The sequence below is a fragment of the Pseudoalteromonas sp. SCSIO 43101 genome (assembly GCF_023650775.1).
In the GTDB taxonomy this organism is placed as follows: Bacteria; Pseudomonadota; Gammaproteobacteria; order Enterobacterales; family Alteromonadaceae; genus Pseudoalteromonas; species Pseudoalteromonas apostichopi.
The window spans coordinates 2,550,007-2,565,460 of record NZ_CP072673.1 but is presented as its reverse complement, the minus strand read 5'-3'; the positions used below and the strand labels follow the sequence as shown (position 1 = coordinate 2,565,460).

At 41.2% G+C, this 15,454-nt stretch carries 13 protein-coding genes and 1 pseudogene; 7 read left to right on the top strand and 7 right to left on the bottom strand.

Features of this window, described 5'->3' with window-relative positions:
* The first annotated feature begins 133 nt into the window (after window positions 1-133).
* Complete coding sequence (locus tag J8Z25_RS11950; RefSeq protein ID WP_250661097.1) at window positions 134-1,486, top strand: magnesium transporter; 1,353 nt, start codon at window positions 134-136, stop codon at window positions 1,484-1,486.
* Here the strand turns inward: J8Z25_RS11950 and J8Z25_RS11945 are convergent.
* Window positions 1,483-2,382 (bottom strand): LysR family transcriptional regulator, encoded by a 900-nt coding sequence (locus tag J8Z25_RS11945; protein WP_130050938.1) that lies wholly within the window; start codon window positions 2,380-2,382, stop codon window positions 1,483-1,485. The two genes, J8Z25_RS11950 and J8Z25_RS11945, sit on opposite strands and share 4 nt — an antisense overlap.
* A 107-nt stretch (window positions 2,383-2,489) precedes the next feature.
* On the opposite strand from J8Z25_RS11945, the gene J8Z25_RS11940 reads away from it, so the two are divergent.
* The 3 genes from J8Z25_RS11940 (at window position 2,490) to J8Z25_RS11930 (ending at window position 5,411) form a co-directional block, all read left to right on the top strand.
* Window positions 2,490-4,133: an amidohydrolase family protein gene (locus J8Z25_RS11940; protein WP_250661096.1), complete on the top strand. Its 1,644-nt coding sequence runs from the start codon at window positions 2,490-2,492 to the stop codon at window positions 4,131-4,133.
* Between the two features lie 128 nt (window positions 4,134-4,261).
* Entirely contained in the window at window positions 4,262-4,438 is a 177-nt protein-coding gene (locus J8Z25_RS11935) for a hypothetical protein (protein WP_168990004.1), read from the top strand.
* Between the two features lie 67 nt (window positions 4,439-4,505).
* Window positions 4,506-5,411, top strand: coding sequence for a tetratricopeptide repeat protein (locus J8Z25_RS11930; RefSeq protein WP_130050940.1), 906 nt, complete (start codon window positions 4,506-4,508; stop codon window positions 5,409-5,411).
* Here J8Z25_RS11930 and J8Z25_RS11925 read toward each other — a convergent pair.
* The 3 genes and pseudogenes from J8Z25_RS11925 to J8Z25_RS11915 all read right to left on the bottom strand — a co-directional run.
* Complete coding sequence (locus J8Z25_RS11925) at window positions 5,408-5,956, bottom strand: hypothetical protein (protein ID WP_167658014.1); 549 nt, start codon at window positions 5,954-5,956, stop codon at window positions 5,408-5,410. The genes J8Z25_RS11930 and J8Z25_RS11925 overlap by 4 nt on opposite strands.
* Before the next feature lie 142 nt (window positions 5,957-6,098).
* Window positions 6,099-8,618, bottom strand: coding sequence for a TonB-dependent receptor plug domain-containing protein (locus J8Z25_RS11920; RefSeq protein WP_250661095.1), 2,520 nt, complete (start codon window positions 8,616-8,618; stop codon window positions 6,099-6,101).
* A gap of 136 nt (window positions 8,619-8,754) precedes the next feature.
* A pseudogene (locus tag J8Z25_RS11915) lies at window positions 8,755-8,889 on the bottom strand (diguanylate cyclase domain-containing protein); the annotation flags it as partial.
* A gap of 80 nt (window positions 8,890-8,969) precedes the next feature.
* Here J8Z25_RS11915 and J8Z25_RS11910 point away from each other — a divergent pair.
* Window positions 8,970-9,869, top strand: coding sequence for an IS5 family transposase (locus J8Z25_RS11910; protein WP_250661049.1), 900 nt, complete (start codon window positions 8,970-8,972; stop codon window positions 9,867-9,869).
* A gap of 1 nt (window position 9,870) precedes the next feature.
* Here J8Z25_RS11910 and J8Z25_RS11905 read toward each other — a convergent pair whose 3' ends face one another.
* From J8Z25_RS11905 to J8Z25_RS11895, 3 genes are all read right to left on the bottom strand, one after another.
* Entirely contained in the window at window positions 9,871-10,767 is an 897-nt protein-coding gene (locus tag J8Z25_RS11905) for a GGDEF domain-containing protein (RefSeq protein ID WP_250661094.1), read from the bottom strand.
* 150 nt (window positions 10,768-10,917) lie between these two features.
* The gene (locus J8Z25_RS11900; RefSeq protein ID WP_130050943.1) at window positions 10,918-11,295 is read right to left on the bottom strand and encodes a DP-EP family protein; all 378 of its coding nucleotides are present in this window, start codon (window positions 11,293-11,295) and stop codon (window positions 10,918-10,920) included.
* A 23-nt stretch (window positions 11,296-11,318) separates the two neighbouring features.
* Entirely contained in the window at window positions 11,319-14,573 is a 3,255-nt protein-coding gene (locus J8Z25_RS11895) for an nSTAND1 domain-containing NTPase (protein WP_250661093.1), read from the bottom strand.
* A gap of 238 nt (window positions 14,574-14,811) precedes the next feature.
* Here J8Z25_RS11895 and J8Z25_RS11890 point away from each other — a divergent pair, with 238 nt between their 5' ends.
* Window positions 14,812-15,240: a hypothetical protein gene (locus tag J8Z25_RS11890; RefSeq protein ID WP_130050946.1), complete on the top strand. Its 429-nt coding sequence runs from the start codon at window positions 14,812-14,814 to the stop codon at window positions 15,238-15,240.
* Window positions 15,237-15,428, top strand: a complete 192-nt coding sequence (locus tag J8Z25_RS11885; protein WP_054551820.1) for a helix-turn-helix transcriptional regulator — start codon at window positions 15,237-15,239, stop codon at window positions 15,426-15,428. The genes J8Z25_RS11890 and J8Z25_RS11885 overlap by 4 nt, the downstream gene beginning before the upstream one ends.
* Window positions 15,429-15,454: the final 26 nt, after the last annotated feature.

The window sequence follows — 15,454 nt, the reverse complement described above, 5'->3', positions numbered from 1 at the left end:
CTTAGGGAGAAAAGGTTTTATGTACATCTTTATTACGGATGAAGTGTAGATAAAAATATATCAATTCCTAGGCAGTTATTTTTCTCAAGCTGCGTTAGACTATTGTTATTGATGTAATTAACCGAGGTCTCAAATGATTGAGTATCCTGTTGACCAACTTCCCCTGTTAATTGATGACTTGCTTCAGTGTGACACCACAACGCGCAAAAATAAGTTACTTGCTGATGCTAAAGAAAAGCTTTCTACCGAGCATTTATCGTTATTGTTTGAAGCGTTACCCAAAGAGCAGCGCTTAGAAATTTGGCAATTACTTGATGAAGATACCCAGCATGAAATCTTCATTAACTTAGGGGGGGATAGTTGCCGCTGGTTATTGCAAAGTCTAGAAGAAGCCGCTGGCTTTAAGCTACTTGACGAAGTCAGTGTAGAAGAGCTACTTGAACTTGAAGAAATTATTCCTGAGCGCTTTGTTGATTATGCACGCAGACAACTTGATGAAGTTCAAACAAAGCAGTACGACCTTGCACAGCAATATAATCCAGAGCAGTTAGGTCACTGGCTCGATTTTGATGCGCTAAAAGTGTCAGAAAAACTCACCGTGGCTGGCGCGCGTAAAATTTTTCAAAAAGGTTTACCGCAGTATACCGAGGTGATTTATCTAGTCAGCCGAAAAGGTACATTGATTGGTGAAGTGGCTATCAATGCTTTATTTAAAGCCAATGATAACGACAGCCTACTGGATTACGCGAACCTTGATGTATCGGCTTTACATGCTGATGACGACCTATACGAAGCGGCTGAAGTGGTTATTCACAGTGAGCAAATGGCGATGCCTGTTGTGAATGCCGGCAACAAACTATTAGGCCGATTGTCAGTGTCATCAGCTTATGAATTGCGTCAAGAAGTCACCGACGAAGCCGCTGCAAAAGCCGGTGGTCTACGTGAAGACGAGGATCTGTTCTCAAGCGTCACTAAATCGGCAAAAAACCGCGGTATTTGGCTTGGTATTAATCTAGCAACGGCGTTTTTGGCCTCTTGGTTTATCGGTTTGTTTGGTGCAACTATTGAGCAAGTGGTTGCTCTTGCGGTACTAATGCCGGTTGTCGCTTCAATGGGTGGTATTGCAGGTAGTCAGACGTTAACGGTTATTGTGCGCGGTTTAGCACTTGGTCAGGTTACCGACTCCAACCGTAGAGCACTGCTGAAAAAAGAGCTAAGAGTAGGGGCGTTAAATGGCTGTGTTTGGGCCTTTGTAATTGGTGTACTCACTTATTTCTGGTTCAACGATGGCATGTTAAGTGTAACCATTACTATCGCTATCTTACTTAACTTAGTTGCTGCTTCGTTATCAGGAGTAGTGATCCCATCGATTTTAGATAAGCTTAAAATCGATCCAGCCCTTTCTGGCTCTGTGATCCTTACCACAGTCACCGACATCGTCGGCTTTGTCACCTTCCTAGGTTTAGGTAGCTTGCTACTTCTTTAAGGGATCGGATGCTGGCTAAAATACTGTTTAGCCAGCTCAACAAATGTTTTAACTCGATTTGACAGCGCATACCTATGTGGATAAACCGCAGCAATCGTTAATGGTTTTAAAGTGTGCTCTGCTAACACTTCAACTAATTGACCTGATTTTATAAACGGGGCTACTGAATAACGGGGTGCTTGAATTATCCCATCACCGGCCGCCGCTGCTTCATTTAAAAATCGACCATTATTTGAGGTCATTGCCCAATTAAACTTGCGGCAAACATGCTGGCCATCTACCCAAAATATCCATTGTTCATTACGAATATGATGGTTGAAAAACAGTAATCTATGCTCAGATAAGGCTGCTATATCTTTTGGAACGCCATGGTTTTTTAAATATGCAGGGCTTGCCCACAAAGATAATGATGAGTGGCAAACAGTTTGCGCTATGTGGCTGGCATCTGGTAATGAAGGGGCAATTCTAAATGCTAAGTCAATTTGGCTATCAAATAAATCAACAGGCGTATTAGACAGTACAATATCTAATTTCACACCGGGAAAAGCGCACTGATATTGACTGACTAAAGGTGCTAAATATTGACAGCCAAATTCTATACTAGTTGAAATAGCAAGCTTGCCGCTAGGCACTTGGCTAAGCGCACTAAGCTCTTCATCAACTTCATTAAATTTATTAAGTAAAGGCTTCATTTGCAGTACATAACTCTGGCCTGCATCGGTTAAACACACTTTGCGGGTGTTCCGCTTTAACAGCAAGCAGCCTAAGTTTTGCTCTAACTGTTTTACATAGCGGCTAACCATGGTGGTAGAGAGCTGCATTTGCTTAGCAGCTTGAGTAAAGCTCTGATATTCAGCGACTAAGCACAAGGCTCTGACGGCTTCTAGTTTGTTCATTGTTATTATTTTTAAACTATAAGTTTATACACTATAAACTTTTGTGAGATGTAAAACCAAGCAATTCAGGTGTAAGTTGATAGCTAAAACAAGAATAAGAGGTGATCATGAAATCGGGTATCAACACATTACTTGCCAGCATTGCATTGGGTTTATCGTCGTCGGTGGTGGCTCAAACCATTGCATTACAAAATGTTAACCTAATCGACGTGGAAGCACTGTCGGTTAATGAAGCACAAACCATCATCATAGAAGATGACAAAATCAAACAAATTGTTCCTGCAAGCTATCGTCGCTTTGCCGACGATGTCATTAAAATCGATTTAGCAGGTAAGTATGTAATACCCGGTTTAATCGATACGCATGTGCACCATGCTACATCACCTGATGATTCAGATAACGATGAAATCACGCGCACTCGCTTGCGTCAGCTTTTACAGGGTGGTGTGACAAGTGTGCGCGATATGGGCGGCGATACCCGCGCTTTGAGCTCACTTAAAAGACAAGCCGATAACGATATTATTCAATCACCGGATATTTATTATTCTGTGATTATTGGTGGTAAAGCGTTCTTTTCTGACCCCCGCACAGTCGCCTCTGCAAAAGGTGAAATCCCGGGCACTGTGGATTGGATGCGAGCCGTTGATGAAAACAGTGACTTTGATGCCATTATGCTGCGTAGCAAAGGGCTGGGGGCAACCGGCATCAAAATTTATGCAAATGTGCCAGGGTCAGTGGTAGCAAAGTTATCAAAAGCTGCTAAAAAACATGGCCTTAAGGTGTGGTCGCATGCTTTTATTGGCCCAGCAACACCGCTTGAAGCGGTTAATGGTGGGGTTGAAACAATTTCGCATGCTGCTGATTTTGCTGCGCAAGTTATTGAGAATTTCTATGATATGCGCCGTAAAAATGTTGCCTTAACAGAACAGCAAAAAAGCGATGCAAAGCAACTAGAAGCTTATCAAACATTAATAAAGCAGATGAAAAAAAAGGGCACTATTCTAGACTCGACCCTAACGGTATTTGATAAAACCAAAGCCTCTCGTGGTGAAAAAGGGTTATTGCTCAATGAGTGGGGCGGGCTGTTTACACAGTTGGCTCATCAAGCAGGTGTGGCTATAGCAGCAGGTACCGATGTGACTAGTGACAGGTTTAATACTGAAACGCCTATGGTCCACCATGAAATGCAGTTATTAGTTGAACGGGCAGGTTTAACGCCTTTAGAAGCTCTACAGGCTGCAACCATTAATGGTGCAAAAGTGATTGGCATTGAGAAAAAAACAGGTTCGATAAAGGCAGGTAAAACGGCGAATCTTGTAGTGCTTAGCAGAGATCCAAGTAACGAGATTACCAATAGCCAAAACATTGTTCATGTGATTAAAAATGGCCAATTTATCCACTTGGGTGATAATGAAAAATTACCGTTTGTGATGGCCCGTGAAGCGGCGGGGTTATTATTTTTATCGGGGCAATTAGGCAACTTGCCAACCACTATGGCTTTGGCTGGCAATGACATCAGCACCCAAATGACGCAGGCGATGAAAAACATTGGCTTTGTTTTGCAAGATCACAATTTAGATTTTAACGATGTTGTTAAATGCACCCTTATGTTGGCAGATATACAAGACTGGCCTTTAGCCAATCAAGCCTACACGCCATTTTTTACTAAATTACCTGCTAGAAGCGCATTTGCAGCCAGTGGCTTAGCACTGGGCGCAAAGGTTGAGGTGGAGTGTATCGCTGCGTTGTAGTGATGCACAGTAAAACTATATACTCTTAACCTAACTTTATATACCTGATTGTAGTTAGATAAAAGGAATGCAGAGTTAGGTAAAGAGGCTTTACTAATTAAAGACCATTGTCCGAAAAATGGACAGTAATGGCAGCCGCAGCTTATTCGATAGGCTCTAATGATTATTCAGGTTATTTCGCTGCCATTGGTGCAAGTTATCAATTTGATAAAAAACAAAGTTTCAAGGTATTTGCCGCAACAGAAGACAGTGATTATGGCTCAGATCAAAACCTAGTATTTGGTTACAATTATCAATTTAATTAAAAAATACTGTTATAAAGTATTAAATTTTGTTAGTTTTCTGAGTGAATTATCACTGAGAAAGTTGTGAATGAAGAAAAAGTTAGCTTTGTTATTACTAGGATTATCTAGTCTTAATGCCAGCGCCTCTGAAAACTTTAGTGATCATGAAATGTTTTGTGAGCAACAGTCACAAATTAGTTGCTTAGATTACATTAACCAACAGCTTGCAAGCAGTGAGCTTGGCTCTGCGCATTGGTATGAGATTAAATCTTATCAGTTTGATTATTTCTACGATAAGATGGAATATGAGATTTTGAAAGATAGCACTGAGCCTTTTGTTGCGAGTGAAGAGTTACCAGTCGTTTTTCAAGTTCAAGTTTACTTTTACTACGCAAAATCAATGCATTATTTAGGCGACTTTGAAACAGGCCGTAAATATGCCAAAAAAGCATTTGAAAAACTGCAAGCAATCTTCGACTCCTTTGGTAACCCTATGCGCATGGTCGAGCTGGCTAATTTGCAATATGTGTTTGGTAACAAGGAAACAGCACTGCAAATTCTTGATAGGGCAGAGCGCCGCTTTGGCAAAAGCAAAGATCCTATTTTTCACTTTGAACTTGCGTCGAATAAAGCGAATGTTTTTCACTCATTAGGTGATGTTGACGGTGCGCTTGCAAACCGAAAAATCGCAGCCGATTGGATTTTAAAAACCAATCATAACCGCAAAATCTCTGTGGCTTTAGGTAACTTAGCTCGCACCCATCAACTTTTGGCAAATTATGCTCAAGCAGATGAAGTTTATGTACAGTCTCTTAAGTACATGAATTCAGACTCAGATCGAAATGTGATAGCTATTTATAAGTTACGCTTAGCTGAAATCAATTGGCAAGCAGGAAAGCAAGATCAAGCATTAAAATGGTTTAAGCAAGTGCATAAAGAAGACATTCGGCAATCACATGCGAAACTTTATGCACATCTCGCTAATGTACTTTAGATATTGTAAAAACACCCAGGTTTTTCGTCTTCACCCGGCGCTAAAATTTGTAGATGGGTTGACTCACCTTGTTCCATCAAAGGCTTCATTGTTTTATCAAATTGTTTAGCGGCATGTTCGATTAACTTTGCTTGCTGTTCTAGTGCTTTAAAATCAGCATCATGAGCGGCCATAAGTTTATTTAGTTCTTTAGCCAGCTTATCTTGCTCTTTTAATAAGCTTTTATTAATTCGCAGGTGGTTCTCGTCTTCAATAACAGCTTCTTCGGTGATCGCTTCTATTTGCTCAGAGTACTCAGTGACTTGTAGTTCTATGTCACTAATTGGTTGTTCTAGCGCTTCTAGTTTTACCTGCTCACGTTCAAGCTCTAGGTATGCAGCAATCTGTTCGTTATTGAGGGTGCTTTCGCTTACCTTTTTGCAATCTTTAAAAGTAATAACACGATAATCGTTTTGGTTGCTTGTTGTACTGGCATTTGAGAGGCCAATACAGGCAGTAGTGGCTGTGATTAAGAGTGCACTTGCGCTGATGCGTACTAAATTCATAATGATGTCCTAATGGGTTATGTTATTTAGTTAGTCGCAACAAGTTTGCATATAGTTTATCTATCCGAAAATTTTTTTAATTATTTTTGAGATTATAGTTTCAGAAGCTAGCGGTGATGACCTAGGTCATCACCGCTTTTTTTTAGAAGCTATAAGTGATGTTACCGTAAATAAAACGGCCATCTAAGCTGTATGGCGCAAAGCCACTATAAGGGAAAATTTGGTTGAAATCGCTATAACCAATATTACTTACAGTATCTTGAGGATACTGATCAAACAGGTTATTAGCGCCTAATGCGAACTTCCACTGCTCATCAGGGCGGTAAGCCACTTCTAAGTCAGCAATCCATTTAGCATCAAGTACTTCATCACCTTCAGGTGTGCTTGATGTATCCACCACTTCACCGTAACGCGTGGCACGAAGTGTTGTTTGGAAGTTTTCATAATCCCATGTTGCAGATAAGTTCCACTTATTTGCTGGGGTGCCTTCTTCAAAGCGGGTTATTTCACGGCGCGCAAAGTATTCGTAGCTATCACCAAGCGCTTCAAGCTCTGCTGGGTTTTCTTTAACATTCGTCACTTCTGTGTCGTTAAAGTTAACTGCTGCACTTAAGCGTAAATCACCATAGCTTTCTAAACCTAATGAGTAAGTCGCAACAATATCAACACCTTGCGTACGTGAATCAATGGCATTAGTAAAGTAACGAACACGCTGTGTATTTACTTCGCCTGCTTCGGCTAAAATCGCTTCAACTTCTGGGCCACTTAAGTTTTCAGATAATACAATACGGTCGTCTATTTCAATGCGATATGCATCAAGGGTTAGGCTAAAACCACCTTGGGTAAAGATAAAGCCCGCAGTCATGTTGACTGATTCTTCTGCATCAAGGTCACGAGCACCCAGTGCACGCGCCGCAGGTTCATCAACAGGGAACAAACCAACTTCACTTGGAATACCATTTTCAAATACCGTGCTTACCGATTTGTAAGACGTTTGTGCAAGTGAAGGTGCTCTAAATCCAGTACTAATAGCACCACGTAGAGACAATGATTCATTCACGCTGTAACGAGAAGCCAGTTTTGATGTAAAAGTACTACCAAAGTCACTGTAATCTTCAAAGCGGCCAGCGAGAACCACATTCCAGTCGCTTGTAAGGTAGGTATCAAACTCAGCAAAAATAGCGACATTATGGCGGCTTTTATCGGTTGCACTGTCAGGTGAAAAGCCTGCTAAAACTTGTGCACCACCGGCAGCAACAGGGTTGCCATCGTCATCTAATACAGTGAGGTAAGAGGCTGTTTCACCTGCTTTAATTTGGTAGTTTTCGTGACGATACTCAGCACCAATGGTGACAAACACATCATCAGGTAAACCTAAATCTAGCGTGTTGCTAGCATCCATGTTCACTAGGTATTGCTCGTACACAAGCGCACCGTTATCAAACTCTGTTGGGCTATTTACGCCCATTGAAGTGTTTAAACTATTGCTAACACCTAAACCAAAGTCATTACGACCATAATTAGTGCTTACATCCCAAGCCCAATCATTAGTTTCGCCATTTAGACCAATCGCAAATGAATAGTCATCTACGTCGGTATCAATTTGTGGTAAGAAACCGTCAGGATATACTTCAGATAAGTTACGAGAGTCTTTCGCACGACGATAAAAACCACCTGAATTACCTTTACGGTTTGAGTAACTTGCAAATGAGTAAAGCGATAGTGAGTTATCAAACTCATAACCTAGGTTATAAAAAAGCGCGAAGTCTTCGATAGCGGCTTTACCAAAGCGGTGGTTATAGCGGTCAAAGTCAAATTCGCGCGAATCTAAATTGCCATTCTCATCACGGCTATATTGCTCACGTGCATCAAAACCAGAGCGGTTTGTTGGCTCGTTATTGCGTGACTCAATCGACACGTTAATAAAACCGTTATCGCCCAGCGCAAAGCCCGCATTAGCACTTGCTGTGCGCGAAATGCCGTCGTTTACTTCACGGTCGCTGCCAGTTTCAAAGCTTAGGTTGCCTTCGCTATCAGTTGTAGTGTTTAGTAGCTGAGGAGAGCCTGCCATTTGAGTGTCGTACTCACCGTATGTGTAGCTTACACTACCGCCTTCATCGGCATCTTTTAGTACAATGTTAATTACACCAGCAATCGCGTCAGAACCATATTGCGCGGCAGCGCCATCACGCAGTACTTCTACGCGCTTAATTGCTGAGGTAGGAATATTATTTAAATCAACCGCCGTTGAGCCACGACCCACTGTGCCACCTAAATTTAATAGGGCACCCGCATGGCGGCGTTTACCGTTGACTAATACCAGTGTGTGATCAGGGGCAAGGCCACGTAATACGGCAGGTTTTGCGTGGTCAGTACCATCAGCAATGGTGGCGCTAGGGTAGTTAAAACTAGGTAATTGAGAGGCAAGTACTTGGCTAATTTCAAGCTGACCTGTGCTTGCTAAATCGCGGCTTGTTAATAAATCAACCGGAACAGTACTTTCAGATAGGCTACGTAAACTACGACGTGTGCCCGTCACTGAAATAACTTCAATATCTTTTGCTGTATTTTCAGCAGGTTGCTCAGCAGCGATTGCAGTCACTGATGCAGCAAGCGTACTTGCGATTGCAAGTTGCAAAGGTAATTTTTTGAATAATGCCATTTTTGATTCCCATCTGACTTATCTATTTTAGCGCAGTGTAAAACGCATAATGGGAACAAACAAATAACATAAAAGTATAGTATATGTGTAACTAACGCGACTTGTTAATTAGTTTTTTATGTTGTTAATTATGTGTTTACGCGCTAATGCTTATTTTATTTCTACCTTCTGTTTTTGCTCGGTATAAAGCAGTATCTGCTGCACAAATTAATGCCTCTGAAGTACGATATTGATTATTAAACTCACAGGCAATTCCTTGGCTTACACTTATGGCGTTGTTTCCTAAAAGTTTGAACTATCTTGCCAGCCTGTGATCAGATCATCTATATCCTACTAGCCCGTGCAACAACAATGAGCAAAATCACAAACTGGTCTCACTATAATCAAGCCCTCGTTAACCGCGGTAATATTCGCTTCTGGTTTGACGAAAAAGCAACGCGTCATTGGTATAACGAATGTACTCACGGTGGGCGTGGCCGCTCTAATCATTTCTCTGATCTTGCTATTGAAACTTGCTTAACACTCAAAGCTGTCTTTGGCTTGTCGTTCAGGGCACTACAAGGGTTCACACAATCGGTATTATCTTTGATGAAGCTTCCGCTTGAAGCCCCAACCTACAGTTGTCTGTGTAAGCGCAGTGCTGAGTTGAATATTAAATTTCGCAGTAAAGTCCGCACCACTGGATTTGTAGATATTGTAGTTGATAGCACAGGACTTAAGGTGTTTGGCGAAGGTGAATGGCATGCACAGAAGCACCACGTAAAGGCAAGAAAAAAGTGGCGAAAACTGCACCTTGCGGTGGATGCCAACACGCATGATATTGTGGGGGCGCAAATGACGCTCAGTAACGTCACCGACGGCGAGACCCTCCAAGATTTGATAAGACCATTACGCCGGCGTATAGATAGAGTGAGCGCTGATGGTGCTTATGATAGCCGCCGCTGCTATGCAGAAATTACTGAAAAAGGCGCGATACCTGCTATCCCGCCGAGAGAGAATGCACGGCTGTGGACTGATAAGCATCCACGCAATGAGGCTGTCATGTTGTGCAATAAGTTAGGAATCGCACAATGGAAAAAGCTCAGTGGATATCATGTGCGCTCATTAGCAGAAACAGCGATGTACCGTTTTAAACAGTTGATGGGGGCTAAGCTAAATGCGCGTGATTACAATCGCCAGCTGGTTGAAGCGATGATCAAAGTGAAGGCGCTAAATAAGATCAACACCCTTGGTCTGCCTAAATATCAGTAAGTTAAGTGAGTTTGTTAGAGAGCTGTATTTGATCAACAAGGCCTACACTTATTCTAAAATCACTTGGTAAACCTATATCAGTAAATGGCATGTTATTTACTTTTATTTGAATATGTTTAGCAATGGCGGCGGCCGTGTCTTTTTGACAGCGGGGTAATATAATGGCGAATTCTTCACCACCATAACGGGCTGCTAAACAATCGCGAGAAGGGAGTGATTCTGCGATTATACTTGCTACTTTTTGTAAGCATTTATCGCCTTTTACATGACCAAATCGGTCGTTGAATAATTTAAAGTAATCGATGTCGATTAATATAGTGCTAATGGCTTGGTTGGTTTGTACGCTTTCTTGCCAATGCTCTTTTAATGATTCCTCAAGAGTTAATCTATTTGCAAGGCCGGTTAAATGGTCAGTGGTAGCCTGTTTAATTAAACGATTATATTGTTCTTTATGTGATGATAAATCATGTAATACACAAATAAATAAATTTTCTGCAACGGCAATGTTTTTTGGCAGGCTCGATATACATAAATCCGCCTCAAGGGTTTTATTATCAGCGCGGTTTATTTTAACTTCGTTTGGCCCAAGACTTATCGGCGAGTCTTTATGGTCTAACCAACTGAGTAGGGTATACATGTATTTATCACGATCGGTGTCGTGTAGGTAATGTAAAATGTTTTGCCCGATTAACGCTTCTTGATTGTCACCTAAAAGCTGTGCCGCCATCGGATTTGCAAATTCAAACGTGCCTTGACCATTAATGATAAACACTCCCTCAGGAATGTTCTGAAACATTTGGGCAATCAGCGCAAGTTGCTCTGAATTGATAGACTGCGGTAGTGCGCTTTTCGCTTCTGATTTAGCTGTGCTTGGTTGTTCATTTTTGTTAGTAGACACGTTCGTTTCCTTTTTGCCGATGCAAACGATTTTGGTGTCTATAAAGTTACTTAAAAAAGTGCAAATTAACCTTCTGGTAATCTTCTGGTTTTAATTTGTTGTTTTGTAATGTAAAAAAGCTCCTAAGAAGGAGCTTTTTACGAGAGGTCTTTAGTCTTCTTTATCATTTTTTACTTGCGGGTCGGCACTTTCATAGCTTGTGCCATTGCACTCTACGATGAAAGTCATACACGCAGTACCGCTATTATCATCTGTATCGGCAATCTCAATTGTTTGACCATTATTAGTGACTTTAAAGCTAAAGTCTTGCTCGCAATCACCCTCAAGGTTTGCAAATTTAGCACCTGTAAATTGAAAGCCAGCATCAACAGTTGCGTCATCAAGTGTATAAATACCTAGGCTGTTTCTTTCATTGACAGTACCGCCACCAGAAACTTGCTGACCGTCTTGGAAGTATGTGAATACAGCTTCATTTTCAGTGTTAAGTGTAACATTCACTGTAAAGTTGTAAGTTTGACTTTCGCTCATTGTTATTACCTTCTAGTTGTTTTTTATAGATCAAAGTTAGTAATACCTAACTCTATTAGTTTACTTTTAATTGTGCCTACCTCACTTTCCTTGTTTAAACAGGTGTAGGCTTGAATAAGTGGGTAAGTTCTTTTTATACTTTTATCGCCGTTATTATTTTCTTCAATTGCATTAATAGCTTCTAGGCATGCTTGTTGTCTTGCTATCTTGTCTTCAGCAAGCTTTGCTTTAATTAAGTTAACCCTTATTAGAATAGAGTTGTTTTCTATTTTTTTAGTATCAGACAATCTCTCAATAAAGTCTGAGTTGCTTTCTAATTTTAATAAATGGACTTCGGCTTCACTTAAAAGATTTCTATTTATTAAATAATGAATGACACTTATTTGAATGTTTATTAAAGTTGTATTTGAAAACCCTTGATTATCAATGTAACTCAAAACATCTTTTACCCTTTCACTAGTTTTATTTTTATCTAACAGCATTAATTGGTATGCAAGCGTTCTATAAAAGGTGCGTTGAAAATTTTGATTTTTTGGATCTTGTATTCTTGCTTGATTAATCGCATTAGTTGCTTTTTCTGCTTTTAAAAATGCCGCTCTCTTATTTGGGAAGTAGCTCAATAAAAAGCTTTGCTGCATATAAGTGTTTGCTAAATGACTTTGCAAACTTGCATCATTCGGTGACGTTTTAAGCATGTTGACTAGCTGTTGAGAAGCTTGTTCAAGCATTTCGAGTGCAGCGTTTAAATTACCGAGCCTTTCTTCTGTGGTTGCAATCCAGCTGATAGTATCTGTCTTATCGCGTAATAAATTTTTGTTATTAGGTTTAAGCTCAAGAGCTTGGTTTTTAAGTTTTAAGGATTCAGTAAAGCTTTGTTTTGCAAGTGCGTAATTAAACTGTTTTAAATACAGCGAGCCAAGTGAATTGTGTGAGTAAGATAGCTCCATAATTGAATTAAAGTCATTAGGGGCAAGCTGATACATCATTTCGCTGTAAGCCAAGTATCGTTTGAACATTGGCTCAGTCGCTAAATAATTACTTTGCTCATAAGTTAAATTACCAAGCCAGAAGGCATTGGCCCCTGCGAGCATTAGTAAATCAAGGTTGTTGGGTTGAACTTTTAGTAAAGATTCTAGGCGCGTTCGCGCATTTTCAAAGGCAGTGAAGGCTTCGTCGGTTTTGCCGCGAGAGTACGCCACTTCGCCCATGGCCTCTAAGGTTTGAGCGTATTGAAAACGGTTATTAAACTGGGCTTGTTTATCGCTAAAGTCAAACAGTGACGCTGTTTCTTCGTCTTGGTTGGTAAAATACTCAAGTGCTTTATTGCTAATACCATCAAGTAAATCCATACGTTCAACGCTTCTGAGTTTGTCGGCAAATTCACCAACCATAAAACCCAGTAAACTCTCAGCTTCTTGGCGTTTTTGTTTTGCAACTTGCTCAGCATGGTAGCTACGCACGCTCATAAAAGTGGCAATAAAGGTTAAGCACACAAGTGCAGCCGCTGTTATTTGTAACACGCGTTTTTTACGTTTGGCTTTTTTATTAGAAGCTTTAATTAACGCTTGTTCGTCACTCGATAAGCTAAACATAGGGTTTTTAACTAGGCTTTGTGCTTCTTGCAGCGGTTTGCCTTGGGCTAATAAAAAGTCGCTGTGTTTATGTTCAAGCAGCCAGCGCTCGGTGGCTAGTTGCACACGACTTTGAATTGCTAAGCTTTGTTGGTGCTCTTGCACCCAATCTATGGCGCGTTGCCAATGGCGCAGCAGCGCTTCATGGGCAAGGCTAAAGCAGGCTTGCTCATTTTTAAGGTGTGATACAAACAAGCGACTATCGACCATAGCCTGAACAAGCTTGGTCGCAGCAGAGCTGGTTAATTCGCTCCAACGCGCTGCACGGCTGGTGAGCGTTTCGCCATCTGGGTTTAAAGTGATCAGCTTAGAAAGAACTACAGCAAGTTCAGTTTGTTGGTCTTTGGGGAATTGGCAAAATACCTGTTCGGCTTTTTGGCCGATGGCTCCTTCGATGGTGCCAAGCGCTTGGTATTCAGAAAACAATAATTCGTTGTCTGGGCTGCGCTGCAAGTAAAGCTGCTGCAAGGTGTATTGCAGCATCGGCAATGCATCAGGGTTATTGGCAGTATCGTTACAAAGTTGTTCATCAAGCGGTGTGTGATGCTCTGGGTGATGTTGCCAACTTAAGCCTGCTGCAAGTGCTGGCAAACGGATCATTTGCTTAAGCTCAGAGCGAGTTGGCGCTAATAAATCAAAATGTGCGCCATTGGCTTTACCTGCCATTAAACTTGGTTGACTCACTACTTGCGGGTAAAAGTCATTACGACAGGCACTAAAAATGATCATGCAGCCACTTGTTGCTAGGCGCTCAATAAGTGCTAACAGCTGGTTCCGCTCGTCATCGCTAAATAGCGGCGATGACAATAGCACTTCGAGCCGGTCGATAAATAAAAATAGATAGGGCGTAGTGCGCTCTGCATTTAGCGCTACAAGTGCTGCTTTACAGCGGGAAATAACCTGTTCTGGATCTGTTAATAACAATTCAGCCAACGCATCGGCGCTTATATCGCTAAGTACAGGTGCGTCGTTTATTTCTAAATCGAGCAAGGTTGAGGCTAAATCAAGGAGTAAGCGCTCTTTACTAACATCGGCAAAGTCGAGTTGGCAGTAACTGTGTACTCTAATGCCATCGTAGCCATTACTCGACATTAAAGCGGGCAATACACCTGCGTTAACTAACGACGATTTACCTGAACCACTGGCTCCCAAAATTAAGCAAAATGCGCGACCAAACTCAATTTGAGCCGACACTCGCTGTAACAAGGTGGCAATTTGTTTGTTACGACCAAAAAATACATCGGCTTGCTCTGGTGCAAACGCACTTAAGCCAACAAAGGGAGAATCACCTTGCCAACTGGTTTGGCTGGCTTTTTGTTCTTCGTTGAGTGGAAAGTTGATTTCGGCAATTACTCGATAACCGCGTTTACGAATGGTTTCTATGTAATGCGGATCGCTTGCTTTATCGTCAAAGGCTTTACGTAATTGGGTGATCACTTTATGCAGGGGGTTGTCACCCAGCGCTACATTTGGCCAGCAATGGCTGATAATTTCTTCACTTGTTAGTAGCTCACCTTGTTTTTCGCATAGCAGCAGTAATACATCCATCGCCTTGGGTTCAAGATGCTTTGTTTGCTCACCGCGTCGGATTGAGTTGGTAGCCGGGGTAACTTGCCATTCTCCAACGAAAAACAGTGCCGTATTCATAGTGTTATCTTCATTGTTATTGTTAGAAACGCAGTCCGATTGGACCGATTTTTTATAAGACTACGCGATACTTTGATTAATACAATATTATGAGATTAACAGCAAGCACCTTGCCTTTTCTGACATTAAAAAATCATATTGATGTCGTGTATATAAAACTTTTTGTAAAGTTTGTTTGACTTTTTGTGTTGCTAGATTAATCTTTAGTCAAGTTTACTTTACTTTTAAGGTGAGAATAATGAATCAAACAGGATTAACCTTTAAACAGCGTAATAAGCAGAACACGCTAAACCTCGCTAAATGGACATCAGCATGGGTGATTACTTTAGCAATTGCCTCATTTGGACCACATTTTTTATGGCAAGAGCAGGCTGTTTTTAGTGTTGTAGCAATCTTAATTAATGTCGTAGTTGGCATCATGATGATTTTATCGAACAAGCGACAACTACAAGGAATGGATGAGCTTCAGCAGCGTATGCACCTTAATGCAATGGCCATTACTTTGGGTGCAAGCTTGGTATTTGGTTTAGCTTATTCGGTGGTGCAATCAAGCGGTTTAATAAGCTTTAAAGAAGATATATCGCACCTCGTAATCTTTATGAGCTTAACCTATTTAGTGAGTCTTTTAATGATGAATAAGCAGTTAAACGACGAGGGCGAAGAATGAAAAACCGCTTGAAAGTGCTTCGTGCTGAGCACAACTACACCCAAGCGAAACTCGCAGAGCTTTTGGATGTGTCTAGGCAAACCATTAATGCGATAGAAAAAGGTAAATTTGACCCAAGTTTGCCATTAGCATTTAAAGCCGCGCGTTTATTCAACCTGAGTATCGAAGAGATATTTCAGGATGAGTAAGTCTGATAGCCTTCAGCGATCAGACT

Bases quoted from the DNA above. Each gene is read 5' to 3' on its own strand.
- J8Z25_RS11950 (WP_250661097.1), top strand. From the start codon at position 134: ATGATTGAGTATCCTGTTGACCAACTTCCCCTGTTAATTGATGACTTG.
- J8Z25_RS11945 (WP_130050938.1), bottom strand. From the start codon at position 2,382: ATGAACAAACTAGAAGCCGTCAGAGCCTTGTGCTTAGTCGCTGAATAT.
- J8Z25_RS11940 (WP_250661096.1), top strand. From the start codon at position 2,490: ATGAAATCGGGTATCAACACATTACTTGCCAGCATTGCATTGGGTTTA.
- J8Z25_RS11935 (WP_168990004.1), top strand. From the start codon at position 4,262: ATGGCAGCCGCAGCTTATTCGATAGGCTCTAATGATTATTCAGGTTAT.
- J8Z25_RS11930 (WP_130050940.1), top strand. From the start codon at position 4,506: ATGAAGAAAAAGTTAGCTTTGTTATTACTAGGATTATCTAGTCTTAAT.
- J8Z25_RS11925 (WP_167658014.1), bottom strand. From the start codon at position 5,956: ATGAATTTAGTACGCATCAGCGCAAGTGCACTCTTAATCACAGCCACT.
- J8Z25_RS11920 (WP_250661095.1), bottom strand. From the start codon at position 8,618: ATGGCATTATTCAAAAAATTACCTTTGCAACTTGCAATCGCAAGTACG.
- J8Z25_RS11910 (WP_250661049.1), top strand. From the start codon at position 8,970: ATGAGCAAAATCACAAACTGGTCTCACTATAATCAAGCCCTCGTTAAC.
- J8Z25_RS11900 (WP_130050943.1), bottom strand. From the start codon at position 11,295: ATGAGCGAAAGTCAAACTTACAACTTTACAGTGAATGTTACACTTAAC.
- J8Z25_RS11895 (WP_250661093.1), bottom strand. From the start codon at position 14,573: ATGAATACGGCACTGTTTTTCGTTGGAGAATGGCAAGTTACCCCGGCT.
- J8Z25_RS11890 (WP_130050946.1), top strand. From the start codon at position 14,812: ATGAATCAAACAGGATTAACCTTTAAACAGCGTAATAAGCAGAACACG.
- J8Z25_RS11885 (WP_054551820.1), top strand. From the start codon at position 15,237: ATGAAAAACCGCTTGAAAGTGCTTCGTGCTGAGCACAACTACACCCAA.